This window comes from Nonlabens sp. YIK11, from assembly GCF_001413925.1.
Taxonomy (GTDB): Bacteria; Bacteroidota; Bacteroidia; order Flavobacteriales; family Flavobacteriaceae; genus Nonlabens.
Genome location: NZ_LBMJ01000001.1, coordinates 1346713 through 1359306, shown reverse-complemented (window position 1 = coordinate 1359306; position 12594 = coordinate 1346713). Strand labels below are relative to the sequence as shown.

The following is a 12594-nucleotide window of genomic DNA, read 5'->3' as shown; positions in this document are numbered from 1 at the left end:
AATTATGCTACTGCTTTTCTATTTTTACCAGTCTTTATAAGACCGTCGTAATGTCTATTCAATAAATATGAATTGATTTGTTGCATTGTATCAATTGCTACACCTACCATAATCAACATGGAGGTACCTCCATAAAATAATGCCCATGACTGAGTCACACCCATAAGTGATACAAATGCAGGTACAATCGCAACTAGTGCTAAAAAGATCGAACCTGGAAGGGTTATCTGAGACATGATACGGTCCAAATACTCTGAGGTTTCAGTTCCCGGTCTAATACCAGGGATAAATCCACCATTTCGTTTCAAATCATCTGCCATCTTATTGGTAGGAACCGTAATCGCAGTGTAGAAGTAAGTAAATACTATAATCAACAATGCAAAAACTAAATTGTACCAGAACCCGAAAATATCACCAAAAGCCGTAGCCACAGAAGTTGCCCAATCTGACTCCAATTGACCTAAAGCTTGAGGTACAAACATCAATGCCTGTGCAAAGATGATTGGCATAACACCAGAAGCGTTAAGTTTTAAGGGAATATATTGTCTTGATCCAAAAACATTCTTTTCATATCCACCAGAAGCAGTTCGTCTTGCGTACTGAACTGGTATCTTTCTTACTGCCATTACAAGCATAATACATGCCATGATGACTAATAACCAAATAACTATTTCAATAATTATAACAAAAGGACCACCTACACCCTCAAATCGAGATACAAATTCTTGTGCAAAAGCTTGAGGTAAAGTAGCAATAATACCTACCATAATTAAGAGAGAGATACCATTACCAATACCTTTATCAGTAATTTTTTCTCCTAACCACATGGCAAACACACATCCAGTGACAAGAATAATCGTCCCTACTACTAAAATCAACGTTTGATTATCGATCAAGTAAGCTTCAGGTGGTACACCTAAAGAACCTAGACTTAATAAATAACTAGGAGCTTGTACTAAACAAATACCTATGGTAAGCCATCTTGTGATCTGATTGATTTTACGTCTTCCAGACTCACCTTCCTTTTGTAACTTCTGTAAATATGGAACCGCAATACCCATTAATTGTACAACAATACTTGCAGAAATGTAAGGCATGATACCTAAAGCAAAAACGGAAGCATTCGCAAACGCTCCACCCGTAAAGGCATTAAGTATGGAACCTATACCACCACCTTCAAAATTAGAGGCAAATCCCGCTAACTGAGTGGAATCTATAAAGGGTAATACCACCTGAGCACCAAAACGGTACACAAGCAATAAACTGAAAGTCATAAGAATACGATCTTTCAGTTCCTCAATCTTCCAGATATTTTTAATTGTATCAATTAACTTCATTGGGATTGATTATGCAGTTTCTATTTTACCACCAGCCTTTTCTATGGCAGCTTTCGCGGAAGCGGTAAATTTATGAGCTGTAATGGTAATAGCTGAATTAATTTCACCTCTACCTAATATCTTAACAAGATCGTTTTTGTCAACCAAACGCTCTCTGATTAAATCTTCTACAACAATTGTATCACCCAATCTACCTTCTGCGTGGTACGCTTGAAGAGTATCCAAGTTAATTCCTTTATAGTCCTTACGGTTAATGTTTGTGAAACCAAACTTAGGAACACGTCTTTGTAAAGGCATTTGACCACCTTCAAAACCGATCTTTTTAGAATAACCAGAACGAGACTTTGCTCCTTTGTGACCTCTTGTTGCTGTGCCACCTTTACCAGAACCTTGTCCACGACCAATAATCTTTGCAGATTTCTTTACGGAACCTTCAGCAGGTTTTAAATTATTTAGACCCATTGTACTTATGCTTTTTCTACGGTGACTAAGTGAGACACTTTTGCTATCATTCCCATAACAGCTGGTGAATCATCATGCTCAACTACCTGATTCATTTTATGCAAACCTAAAGCTTGCAGCGTTTTTTTCTGACGTGCCGTGCGGTTGATTGCACTACGCACTTTTTTTACGTGTAACTTGGCCATGATGCTTATCCGTTAAATACTTTATCTATTGAAACACCTCTTTGTTTTGCCACAGTCGCTGCATTACGCAGTTGTAACAAAGCATCAAAAGTTGCTTTCACCACATTGTGTGGATTTGAAGAACCTTGGTTTTTAGAAAGTACGTCGTGTACACCAACTGCCTCAAGTACGGCACGAATAGCACCACCTGCGATTACTCCAGTACCCGTTGCTGCAGGAAGTAATAAAACTCTTGCACCGCCAAACTTACCTTTTTGCTCATGGGGAATAGTTCCCTTTTGCAAAGGTATGCGGACTAGATTTTTCTTTGCGTCTTCTACTGCTTTACTAATAGCTTCAGAAACCTCTTTAGATTTTCCTAGACCATGTCCAACAACACCGTTTTCATCACCAACTACTACAATTGCAGAGAAACCAAAGGCACGACCACCTTTTGTTACCTTAGTAACACGTTGTACACCAACAAGGCGATCTTTAAGATCTAAACCACCTGGCTTTACAGTTTCAATATTTTTATACTTCTGATACATTACGTAAATCTTTCTAATTAAAATTTCAAACCGCCTTCACGAGCTCCTTCAGCTAGAGATAAAACTCTACCGTGGTAAAGATAACCACCTCTGTCAAAAGAAACAGACTCAACGCCTGCAGCCTTTGCTTTTTCGGCTAGCTTCATTCCAACTTCTTTTGCAGCATCCTTCTTAGGTGCAGAAGATTTCAACTCGCGTGAACTAGCTGAAGCGATTGTTATTCCATCTACATCATTAATAACCTGAGCATAGATCTCTTTGTTACTACGATATACTGATAGACGTGGACGATCTGCAGTACCAGAAACGGTTTTTCTGATTCTACGACGGATCTTTTGTCTTCTAACTGACTTTGAAAATGCCATAATACTATATTCTTATGCTGATTTACCAGCTTTTCTTCTAATTATTTCTCCTACGAACTTGATTCCTTTTCCTTTGTACGGCTCAGGCTTTCTAAAAGCTCTAATTTTTGCGGCAACTTGTCCTACCAACTGCTTGTCAAAAGAAGTCAACTTCACGATTGGGTTTTTTCCTTTTTCCGAAATAGTTTCAACCTTAACTTCTGGAGCAACGTCGATAACGATATTGTGTGAAAAACCTAAAGCAAGATCCAACTTTTGACCTTGATTAGAGGCTCTATAACCTACACCAACCAACTCTAATTGCTTTGTCCAACCCACAGAAACACCCTGAATCATGTTATTCACGAGTGAACGGTATAAACCGTGCTTAGCCCTGTGATCCTTAGAATCTGAAGGACGAGTTACAAAAACTTCATTATCCTCAACTCTAATTTCAACATCAGAAAATGGCTGAACCAATTTTCCTAGTTTACCTTCTACGTTAATCTCACCGTCAGCAACCTTTACTTCAACTCCTGATGGTATTGCTACCGGATTATTTCCTATTCTAGACATAACTCTTTTTTAATAAACGTAACAAAGAACTTCTCCACCTACATTCTCAGATCTTGCCTGCTTATCAGTCATTACACCTTTTGATGTAGAGATGATAGCGATGCCTAATCCATTTAGAATTCTAGGAAGTTCAGTAGACCCAGCATATTTTCTAAGACCAGGCTTAGACAAACGCTGAATATCCTTGATCACTGATTCTTTTGTGTCGCGGTCGTACTTAAGTGCAATTTTGATAACATCTTGAGTAGACTGTTCCATGAACTTATAACTCAAGATATAACCTTGATCAAAAAGGATTTTTGTAATTTCCTTTTTCAAGTTAGATGCTGGTATCTCAACTACTCTATGATTCGCACGCACAGCGTTACGAATTCTTGTTAAATAATCTGCTATTGGATCTGTATTCATAATCTTATCTTTAGACTAGTTACCAACTAGCTTTTTTAACACCAGGTATTAAACCTTTATTCGCCATTTCTCTAAACATTACTCTGGACAAACCAAATTGTCTCATATAACCTTTAGGACGACCAGTTAACTTACATCTATTGTGTAATCTTACTGGAGATGAATTTTTAGGCAACTTTTGAAGCTCTTCATAATCACCTGCCTCCTTCAAAGCTTTACGCTTTTCAGCGTACTTTTCTACTAGTGCTTCTCTTTTGCGCTCACGCGCTTTCATTGATTCTTTTGCCATCCTTAGTCCTTTTTAAAAGGTAAACCTAGCTCACCTAGGAGTGATTTAGCCTCTTTATCTGTTTTAGCAGTAGTAACGAATGTAATATCCATACCTGCAATTTTATTTACTTTGTCAATATTGATCTCTGGGAAAATGATCTGCTCAGTAATACCAAGATTGTAATTTCCTCTACCATCAAAACCAGTAGCTTTAATCCCTTGAAAATCTCTAACTCGTGGTAGTGCTACGGTGATCAAACGATCCAAAAACTCATACATGCGTTCACCTCTAAGAGTTACTTTAGCTCCAATAGGCATGCCCTTTCTCAATTTGAAAGAAGCTACATCCTTTTTAGATAATGTCGCTACCGCCTTTTGACCAGTAATCATGGTAAGTTCCTCTACCGCATAGTCGATAAGCTTTTTGTCAGCAACCGCTGCACCAACACCTCTACTCAAAACAATCTTTTGAAGTTTAGGTATTTCCATTACATTGGAATATCCAAACTCTTCTTTGAGTGAAGTAGCTACACGCTCTTTATATTCTTCCTTAAGTCTTGGAATGTATGACATGACTATATTTCTTCTTTAGTTGTACGTGCAATACGTACTTTTTTACCATTCTCTAGTTTGTAACCTACACGAGTAGTTTTACCATTACCATCCACAAGCGAAAGGTTGGATACTTGAATAGCAGCTTCCTTTTGCTTTATTCCTCCTTGAGGATTTGTTGCACTAGGTTTCTCATGCTTGGAAACCATATTCACACCTTCAACGATGGCTTTGTTCTTATCCAACAATACTTTAGTCACTTTTCCTTCGCTGCCTTTATGTTCACCAGCAATGACTCTTACAGTATCTCCAGATTTAATTTTCAATTTTCCCATAGCTTAATTATAATACTTCTGGTGCGAGTGATACAATCTTCATGAATTGACGATCACGTAACTCTCTTGCAACCGGTCCAAATACACGAGTACCGCGCATCTCAGAGTTAGGGTTTAAAAGAACGCATGCATTATCATCAAATCTGATGTACGATCCATCAGGACGACGTACTTCTTTTTTAGTACGTACTACAACAGCAGTAGATACAGCTCCCTTTTTAATATTTCCGTTAGGTGTAGCTTCTTTTACAGAAACAACAATTTTATCACCAACAGACGCATAACGTCTCTTAGTACCTCCCAAAACACGAATACACAAAACCTCTTTGGCTCCAGTATTGTCTGCGACCTTTAATCTTGATTCTTGTTGTAACATTATTTAGCTCTTTCTAAAATTTCGACAAGTCTCCAAGTCTTGGTTTTACTAAGTGGACGAGTTTCCATGATGCGAACAGTGTCACCTTCATTACACTCATTCTTTTCATCGTGAGCAACGTACTTCTTAGTATTCAATACGAATTTTCCGTACATAGGGTGTTTCTGTCTCTTTACTTCTGCAACAACTATAGACTTATCCATTTTGCTACTGCGGACAACACCGATACGCTCTTTTCTTAAATTTCTTTCTTCCATTACAATTCGTATTATGAATTATTAAGTGCTGTTTTAAGTCTAGCAATCGTTTTACGTGCCTTAGTAATCTGTGATGGATTTTCTAATGGCGAAACAATATGCGTACGCTTCAAGTCAGCATATGACTTCTGAGACTCTGCAAGTCTGTCTTTCAATTCTTCCTGAGAATAACCTTTAACCTCTGATTGCTTCATGATATGCTTTTATTCTTGATAATCGCGAGCGACTATAAACTTGGTTTTTACTGGTAACTTTTGTGCAGCAAGTCTTAATGCTTCTTGTGCAGTAGCTAGTGGTACACCAGAAACCTCAAAGAGAATTCTACCTGGCTTCACAACAGCTGCCCAATATTCTACAGCACCTTTACCTTTACCCATACGAACCTCAAGAGGTTTTTTGGTGATAGGCTTGTCTGGGAATATTTTGATCCATAAAGAACCTTCACGCTTCATATATCTAGTAGCCGCAATACGAGCTGCCTCTATTTGACGAGAATTGATAAATTCTGAATCTAAAGACTTGATACCAAAAGTACCATAGGCTAGTTGATTACCTCTACCAGAATCTCCTTTCATGCGGCCTTTCTGCTGCTTTCTAAACTTTGTTTTTCTAGGTTGTAACATCTCTAGCTATATTATTTTCTACGACGACGACTGTTTCCACGGTCAGCGCCACCTTGTTTACCTTGTTTCTTTGAAAGACCAGCTAATGGAGAAAGTTCACGTTTTCCATAAACCTCACCTTTCATAATCCAAACCTTTACACCGATTCTACCGTAAGTAGTATGAGCTTCAACTAATGCATAGTCGATATCTGCTCTAAAAGTTGAAAGTGGAATACGTCCATCCTTGTAAGATTCACTACGAGCCATTTCAGCACCGTTCAACCTACCAGAAATCTGTATCTTAATACCTTCAGCATTCATTCTCATCGCTGCTGCAATAGCCATTTTAATGGCACGACGATAAGAAATTCTATTCTCAATTTGTCTAGCAACACTAGCTCCAACTAAATGAGCATCTAGTTCTGGTCGTTTGATCTCATGAATATTGATTTGAACATCTTTTCCAGATATTTTCTTCAATTCTTCCTTAAGACGATCAACCTCTTGTCCACCTTTACCGATAATAATACCAGGTCTGGCAGTCATGATAGTTATGGTAACTAATTTAAGAGTGCGCTCAATTATGATTCTTGAAACGCTGGCCTTAGCCAAACGAGCATGGATATACTTTCTAAGCTTATCATCTTCTGCAAGCTTATCTCCATAATCGTTTCCTCCGTACCAGTTAGATTCCCATCCACGGATGATTCCTAACCTATTACCTATTGGATTTGTTTTCTGTCCCATATTAACTATTTCTTCTCGGTATTGGATTCACCCAACACTAGAGTGACATGGTTAGATCTTTTTCTAATTCTGTGAGCACGACCTTGTGGAGCTGGTCTTAATCTCTTAAGCATCGTTCCACCATCAACTCTAATTTCTTTGATGAACAACCCTGCATCTGCAACATCACCATCTTCATTTTTAGCTTGCCAGTTAGATACAGCAGACAAGACTAACTTATCTAGTCGTCTAGCTGCCTCTTTAGAAGAAAACTTAAGAATATTAAGTGCGTCCTCTACTTTCTTACCGCGAATAATATCAGCAACCAATCTCATTTTACGTGGAGATGTTGGGCAATTATTCAACTTTGCAAAAGCTATGCTCTTCTTTTCTTCCTTCAACCTTTCGGCCGTTTGTCTTTTACGAACTCCCATAGCTTAAGTTATTTTTTTCCCTTATTCTTAGCAGCTGCGTGACCACGGTAAGAACGTGTTGGAGAGAATTCTCCAAGCTTGTGTCCAACCATATTCTCTGTTACATAAACGGGAACAAATTGTCTACCGTTATGAACTGCTATAGTTTGTCCAACAAAGTCAGGTGTGATCATTGATGCACGAGACCAAGTCTTAATTACTGTTTTCTTTCCAGACTCAACATTTTGAGCCACCTTAGATTCCAACTTATGAAATACATAAGGTCCTTTTTTTAATGAACGAGCCATAATTTATTTCTTTCTACGTTCTAAAATATATTGAGTACTTGCCTTGTTCAAGTCACGTGTACGATATCCTTTAGCAGGAACACCATTACGAGATCTTGGGTGACCACCTGAAGCGCGACCTTCACCACCACCCATTGGGTGATCGACTGGGTTCATCGCAACCGGTCTTGTTCTTGGTCTTCTACCTAACCATCTGCTTCTACCAGCTTTACCACCAACCACAAGTTGATGATCACTGTTAGAAATCGCACCGATAGTAGCAAGACATTCTTGTAAGATCAATCTGATTTCACCAGAAGGCATCTTAACCGTAGCATACTTACCATCTCTTGCCATTAATTGTGCAAAGGATCCAGCACTACGAGCTATAACAGCTCCTTGCCCGGGTCGTAACTCAATACAGCTAACAATCGAACCTAATGGAATATTTGCAAGCTTCATTGCATTCCCGACTTCAGGAGCAACATTATCACCAGAAACGATATTTTGACCTACTTGCAATCCATTTTGAGCAATCACATAACGCTTCTCTCCATCTTGATAGTTTACAAGAGCGATAAATGCCGTTCTATTAGGATCATATTCAATAGATGCAACCGTTGCGGGCACACCATGACGATTTCTTTTGAAATCAATGATACGGTAGCGTCTTTTGTGACCACCACCTAAGTAACGCATAGTCATACGACCTTTTGCATTACGACCACCAGAACGTTTGTTCGGAGCGAGCAAGCTCTTCTCCGGCTTATCAGTCGTGATGGCATCATAGCCATTCACAACTCTAAATCGCTGTCCTGGAGTTACAGGTTTTAATTTTCTTACTGACATTACAGTATTTTATTTATAGATTACTATAAAGATCGATGGTATCACCATCCTTGAGTTGTACAAAAGCCTTCTTAACTGCTGATGTTTTACCAACTTGCGTCCCTGTTTTAGTATGTTTAGTTTTACGAGCTATTCTAGTATTCATAGTTCTTACTTTAAGAACAGTCACACCGTACACCTCTTCAACTTCTTTTTTTATTTGAACTTTGTTAGCCTTGGGAGACACCTCAAAACCATATCGATTCAACAGCTCACTATCGCTAGTCGCCTTTTCTGTAATTATGGGTTTTATTAAAATGCTCATGGCTTATTTACTTAAATTTTCCTGAATTCCTTCTAGAGAACCTTCCAAGACAACCAAATTATTGGCATTAATAATCTTGTAAGTGCTTAATTCTGAGTAAGTTATAACTTCTATACCCTTCAAATTTCGCGAAGACAAATATACATTATTATTTGATTCACCCAACACAAACAGGGATTTTTTATTTGAAAGTCCCAAGCTGCTCAAAACTTCCTTGAAATCACTGGTTTTAGGAGCATCAAAATTGAAGTCTTCCACCACCTGCAAATTACCTTCAGAAACCTTCAAGCTTAAGGCACTTTTACGTGCGAGACGCTTTTGTGCTTTATTAAGTTTGAAAGAATAATCTCTAGGCACAGGACCAAAGATTCTACCACCACCTCTAAACACAGGTGACTTGATAGATCCGGCACGAGCAGTACCCGTACCTTTTTGCTTTTTGATCTTACGTGTACTACCTACGATCTCTGCACGTTGCTTAGCTTTGTGAGTACCCTGACGTTGATTAGCCTGATATTGCTTAACATCTAGATAGATAGCGTGATCATTAGGCTCAATTCCAAAAACATCATCTGATAACTCTATCTGACGACCAGTTTCTTTTCCTTTAATGTCTATAACTGCTACCTTCATTATTTCTGTACGATTACATAAGCATTCTTGTGACCAGGAACACAACCCTTAACTACAAGGATATTTTGTTCTGGAACAACTTTAAGAACTCTTAAATTTTCAACTTTTACTTTTTCGTTACCCATCTGTCCAGCCATGCGCATTCCTTTGAATACACGTGCAGGATAAGATGCCGCACCGATGGAACCTGGAGCTCTCAAACGGTTGTGTTGCCCGTGTGTCGCTTGACCTACACCACCAAAACCGTGGCGCTTCACAACACCTTGAAATCCTTTTCCTTTTGAAGTACCACTGATATCGACAAATTCACCTTCAGTAAACATATCAACACTTACAGTGTCACCTAATTTGTACTCCTTATCAAAACTCTTGAATTCAGCAACTTTTCTCTTGACAGCAGTACCAGCTTTCTTAAAGTGCCCTTGAGCAGCTTTAGAAGCATTTTTGTCTGATTTGTCATCGAAACCTAATTGCAGCGCGGCATAACCGTCTGTTTCTTCAGTTCTGACTTGGGTAACTACACAAGGGCCAGCTTGGATAACGGTACATGGCATATTCTTACCATTCTCGTCATAGATGCTGGTCATCCCTATTTTTTTTCCTATTAACCCAGACATAATTATTAATTAATTGTTATTGTATTTTGTTTGTTACGCTTTCGCGAAAGCGAAATATCATCAAATATTTATCACACTTTGATCTCAACTTCAACTCCACTAGGAAGTTCAAGTTTCATCAATGCATCAATCGTTTTTGAAGAAGAACTGTAGATATCCAACAATCTCTTGTAGGAACTAAGTTCAAACTGCTCACGTGACTTTTTGTTTACGTGAGGAGATCTCAATACGGTAAATATTTTTTTGTGAGTAGGCAATGGAATTGGGCCAGTTACGACTGCTCCAGTACTTTTCACGGTCTTTACAATCTTTTCAGCAGATTTATCTACCAGCATGTAATCGTAAGACTTTAACTTGATTCTGATTTTTTGACTCATCTCTTGAAAATTAATTGTTACCTTTTGCTGCTGCGATTACTTCTTCACTAATACTAGAAGGAGTTTCTGCATAGTGAGCAAATTCCATAGTGGATGTTGCACGACCTGAAGAAAGCGTTCTAAGAGTCGTAACATAACCGAACATCTCTGAAAGAGGAACTTCTGCCTTTACCACTTTAGCACCAGCTCTATCGCTCATATCATTTACTTGCCCACGGCGACGGTTCAAGTCACCAACGATATCACCCATGTTTTCTTCTGGAGTGATTACCTCTACTTTCATGATAGGCTCAAGAATTACGGCACCAGCAGCTTTTGAAGCAGCTTTGTAACCCATTCTAGCAGCAAGTTCAAATGATAGAGCATCAGAGTCTACTGGGTGGAAAGATCCATCCTTAAGAGTTACTCTCATACTATCCATCTCAAATCCTGCTAAAGGACCGTTATTCATTGCTTCTCTAAATCCTTTCTCAATCGCTGGGATAAATTCCTTAGGAATATTACCACCTTTGATTTCATTGATAAATTGAAGACCTTCTGCTACTTTACCTTCTGCATCTTCATGAGCAGGCTCCATAGTAAATACGATATCCCCAAACTTACCACGTCCACCAGATTGCTTTTTGTAAGTCTCACGGTGATCTGCAGATCTAGTGATGGCCTCTTTGTACTCTACTTGAGGTGCACCTTGATTTACTTCTACCTTGAACTCACGTCTCAAACGATCAACGATGATATCTAAGTGAAGCTCACCCATTCCTGAAATGATCGTCTGGCCAGAAGCCTCGTCAGTTCTTACTTGGAATGTTGGATCTTCTTCAGCCAATTTAGCCAAAGCCATACCCAATTTATCAACGTCTGCTTTGGTTTTAGGCTCTACCGCAATACCAATTACCGGATCAGGGAAGTCCATGGACTCCAATACGATTGGATGCTTTTCATCAGACATGGTATCACCAGTCTTGATGTCTTTAAATCCTACCGCAGCACCTATATCTCCAGCCTCGATATAATCGATAGCGTTTTGCTTGTTGGAGTGCATTTGGTAAATACGTGAGATACGCTCTTTCTTACCTGAACGATTGTTCAATATGTAGGAACCGGCATCCAAACGACCTGAATAAGCACGGAAGAACGCCAAACGACCTACAAATGGGTCAGTAGCAATCTTGAATGCAAGAGCTGCAAATGGTGCAGTTACATCAGGCTTACGTAATTCCTTTTCATCAGTATCAGGGTTGATACCAACGATTCCTTCCTTATCAGTTGGAGCAGGTAGGTATCTACATACAGCGTCCAATAGGAATTGAACACCCTTGTTTTTAAATGCAGAACCACAAATCATTGGAATGATTGCCATATCCATTACTGCGGCACGTAGTGCTGCATGCACTTCCTCCTCAGTTATGGAATCTTCATCTTCCATATATTTCTCAAGAAGGCTCTCGTCATAAGTAGCTACCTCTTCGATAAGCATACCTCTATATTTACGAGCCTCAGCCTTAAGTTCTTCTGGGATTTCAATAACATCAAATGTTGCGCCTTGAGTATCATCATGCCATACAATCGCACGATTTTTTACAAGATCAACTATTCCTTTGAAGTCACCTTCATCACCAATATTCAATACGATAGGCACCGCATTAGACTTCAACATATCTTTTACTTGCTGACATACAGCAAGAAAGTTAGAACCTTGACGGTCCATTTTGTTTACGAAACCTATACGTGGTACTTTATAGTTATCAGCTAGTCTCCAGTTTGTTTCTGATTGTGGCTCAACACCATCAACCGCACTAAACAAGAATACCAACCCATCAAGTACACGCAATGATCTATTTACCTCTACAGTAAAGTCAACGTGCCCAGGAGTGTCAATAATATTAAAGTGATAATCCTTAGTTTCTGGTAACGGCTGTGCGTTCTCCATAGGGAACTTCCAGGTACAAGTTGTAGCTGCAGATGTGATCGTAATACCACGCTCCTGCTCTTGCTCCATCCAGTCCATAGTAGCTGCACCATCATGCACCTCTCCTATTTTATGGCTTACTCCAGTATAAAAAAGAATACGCTCTGTCGTAGTGGTTTTACCCGCATCAATGTGCGCAGCAATTCCAATATTTCTTGTGTATTTTAAGTCTCTTTGTGCCAT

At 39.0% G+C, this 12594-nt stretch carries 23 protein-coding genes; all 23 read right to left on the bottom strand.

The window, feature by feature from the left end:
- Positions 1-2 precede the first annotated feature (2 nt).
- The 23 genes from secY to fusA all read right to left on the bottom strand — a co-directional run bounded on the left by secY (position 3) and on the right by fusA (position 12594).
- Positions 3-1337 (bottom strand): preprotein translocase subunit SecY, encoded by a 1335-nt coding sequence (secY, locus tag AAU57_RS06150; RefSeq protein ID WP_055412081.1) that lies wholly within the window; start codon positions 1335-1337, stop codon positions 3-5.
- Between the two features lie 9 nt (positions 1338-1346).
- Positions 1347-1799: a 50S ribosomal protein L15 gene (gene rplO, locus AAU57_RS06145; RefSeq protein ID WP_055412080.1), complete on the bottom strand. Its 453-nt coding sequence runs from the start codon at positions 1797-1799 to the stop codon at positions 1347-1349.
- Between the two features lie 5 nt (positions 1800-1804).
- Positions 1805-1984, bottom strand: a complete 180-nt coding sequence (gene rpmD, locus AAU57_RS06140; RefSeq protein ID WP_055412079.1) for a 50S ribosomal protein L30 — start codon at positions 1982-1984, stop codon at positions 1805-1807.
- 5 nt (positions 1985-1989) lie between these two features.
- The gene (gene rpsE, locus AAU57_RS06135; protein WP_055412078.1) at positions 1990-2514 is read right to left on the bottom strand and encodes a 30S ribosomal protein S5; all 525 of its coding nucleotides are present in this window, start codon (positions 2512-2514) and stop codon (positions 1990-1992) included.
- A gap of 17 nt (positions 2515-2531) precedes the next feature.
- The gene (gene rplR, locus AAU57_RS06130; RefSeq protein ID WP_055412077.1) at positions 2532-2879 is read right to left on the bottom strand and encodes a 50S ribosomal protein L18; all 348 of its coding nucleotides are present in this window, start codon (positions 2877-2879) and stop codon (positions 2532-2534) included.
- Between the two features lie 12 nt (positions 2880-2891).
- A complete protein-coding gene (gene rplF / locus AAU57_RS06125; RefSeq protein WP_055412076.1) occupies positions 2892-3434 on the bottom strand; it encodes a 50S ribosomal protein L6 in 543 nt (180 codons plus the stop codon).
- A 9-nt stretch (positions 3435-3443) separates the two neighbouring features.
- Complete coding sequence (gene rpsH / locus AAU57_RS06120) at positions 3444-3842, bottom strand: 30S ribosomal protein S8 (RefSeq protein WP_055412075.1); 399 nt, start codon at positions 3840-3842, stop codon at positions 3444-3446.
- 19 nt (positions 3843-3861) lie between these two features.
- The gene (rpsN, locus tag AAU57_RS06115) at positions 3862-4131 is read right to left on the bottom strand and encodes a 30S ribosomal protein S14 (RefSeq protein ID WP_055412074.1); all 270 of its coding nucleotides are present in this window, start codon (positions 4129-4131) and stop codon (positions 3862-3864) included.
- Between the two features lie 2 nt (positions 4132-4133).
- Entirely contained in the window at positions 4134-4685 is a 552-nt protein-coding gene (gene rplE, locus AAU57_RS06110; protein ID WP_055412073.1) for a 50S ribosomal protein L5, read from the bottom strand.
- Positions 4686-4687: 2 nt separating this feature from the next.
- Complete coding sequence (gene rplX / locus AAU57_RS06105; protein ID WP_055412072.1) at positions 4688-4999, bottom strand: 50S ribosomal protein L24; 312 nt, start codon at positions 4997-4999, stop codon at positions 4688-4690.
- Between the two features lie 7 nt (positions 5000-5006).
- On the bottom strand, positions 5007-5375 hold the full coding sequence (gene rplN / locus AAU57_RS06100; protein ID WP_055412071.1) for a 50S ribosomal protein L14: 369 nt from the start codon (positions 5373-5375) through the stop codon (positions 5007-5009).
- The gene (rpsQ, locus tag AAU57_RS06095; RefSeq protein ID WP_055412070.1) at positions 5375-5632 is read right to left on the bottom strand and encodes a 30S ribosomal protein S17; all 258 of its coding nucleotides are present in this window, start codon (positions 5630-5632) and stop codon (positions 5375-5377) included. The genes rplN and rpsQ overlap by 1 nt, the downstream gene beginning before the upstream one ends.
- An 11-nt stretch (positions 5633-5643) precedes the next feature.
- Positions 5644-5826 carry a 50S ribosomal protein L29 gene (gene rpmC, locus AAU57_RS06090; RefSeq protein ID WP_055412069.1) on the bottom strand — a complete coding sequence of 61 codons (183 nt, stop codon included), beginning with the start codon at positions 5824-5826 and terminating at the stop codon, positions 5644-5646.
- 9 nt (positions 5827-5835) lie between these two features.
- Positions 5836-6255, bottom strand: a complete 420-nt coding sequence (rplP, locus tag AAU57_RS06085; RefSeq protein ID WP_041494977.1) for a 50S ribosomal protein L16 — start codon at positions 6253-6255, stop codon at positions 5836-5838.
- 11 nt (positions 6256-6266) lie between these two features.
- The gene (gene rpsC, locus AAU57_RS06080) at positions 6267-6983 is read right to left on the bottom strand and encodes a 30S ribosomal protein S3 (protein WP_055412068.1); all 717 of its coding nucleotides are present in this window, start codon (positions 6981-6983) and stop codon (positions 6267-6269) included.
- Between the two features lie 5 nt (positions 6984-6988).
- Positions 6989-7396 carry a 50S ribosomal protein L22 gene (gene rplV, locus AAU57_RS06075; RefSeq protein ID WP_055412067.1) on the bottom strand — a complete coding sequence of 136 codons (408 nt, stop codon included), beginning with the start codon at positions 7394-7396 and terminating at the stop codon, positions 6989-6991.
- Positions 7397-7404: 8 nt separating this feature from the next.
- On the bottom strand, positions 7405-7683 hold the full coding sequence (gene rpsS / locus AAU57_RS06070) for a 30S ribosomal protein S19 (RefSeq protein ID WP_041494981.1): 279 nt from the start codon (positions 7681-7683) through the stop codon (positions 7405-7407).
- 3 nt (positions 7684-7686) lie between these two features.
- The gene (gene rplB / locus AAU57_RS06065) at positions 7687-8511 is read right to left on the bottom strand and encodes a 50S ribosomal protein L2 (RefSeq protein WP_055412066.1); all 825 of its coding nucleotides are present in this window, start codon (positions 8509-8511) and stop codon (positions 7687-7689) included.
- Positions 8512-8524: 13 nt separating this feature from the next.
- Positions 8525-8815, bottom strand: coding sequence for a 50S ribosomal protein L23 (rplW, locus tag AAU57_RS06060; protein WP_055412065.1), 291 nt, complete (start codon positions 8813-8815; stop codon positions 8525-8527).
- A gap of 3 nt (positions 8816-8818) precedes the next feature.
- Complete coding sequence (gene rplD / locus AAU57_RS06055) at positions 8819-9448, bottom strand: 50S ribosomal protein L4 (protein ID WP_055412064.1); 630 nt, start codon at positions 9446-9448, stop codon at positions 8819-8821.
- Positions 9448-10065 (bottom strand): 50S ribosomal protein L3, encoded by a 618-nt coding sequence (gene rplC / locus AAU57_RS06050; protein ID WP_055412063.1) that lies wholly within the window; start codon positions 10063-10065, stop codon positions 9448-9450. The genes rplD and rplC overlap by 1 nt, the downstream gene beginning before the upstream one ends.
- A gap of 71 nt (positions 10066-10136) precedes the next feature.
- Positions 10137-10442, bottom strand: coding sequence for a 30S ribosomal protein S10 (rpsJ, locus tag AAU57_RS06045; RefSeq protein ID WP_041494987.1), 306 nt, complete (start codon positions 10440-10442; stop codon positions 10137-10139).
- Positions 10443-10452: 10 nt separating this feature from the next.
- A complete protein-coding gene (gene fusA / locus AAU57_RS06040) occupies positions 10453-12594 on the bottom strand; it encodes an elongation factor G (protein WP_055412062.1) in 2142 nt (713 codons plus the stop codon).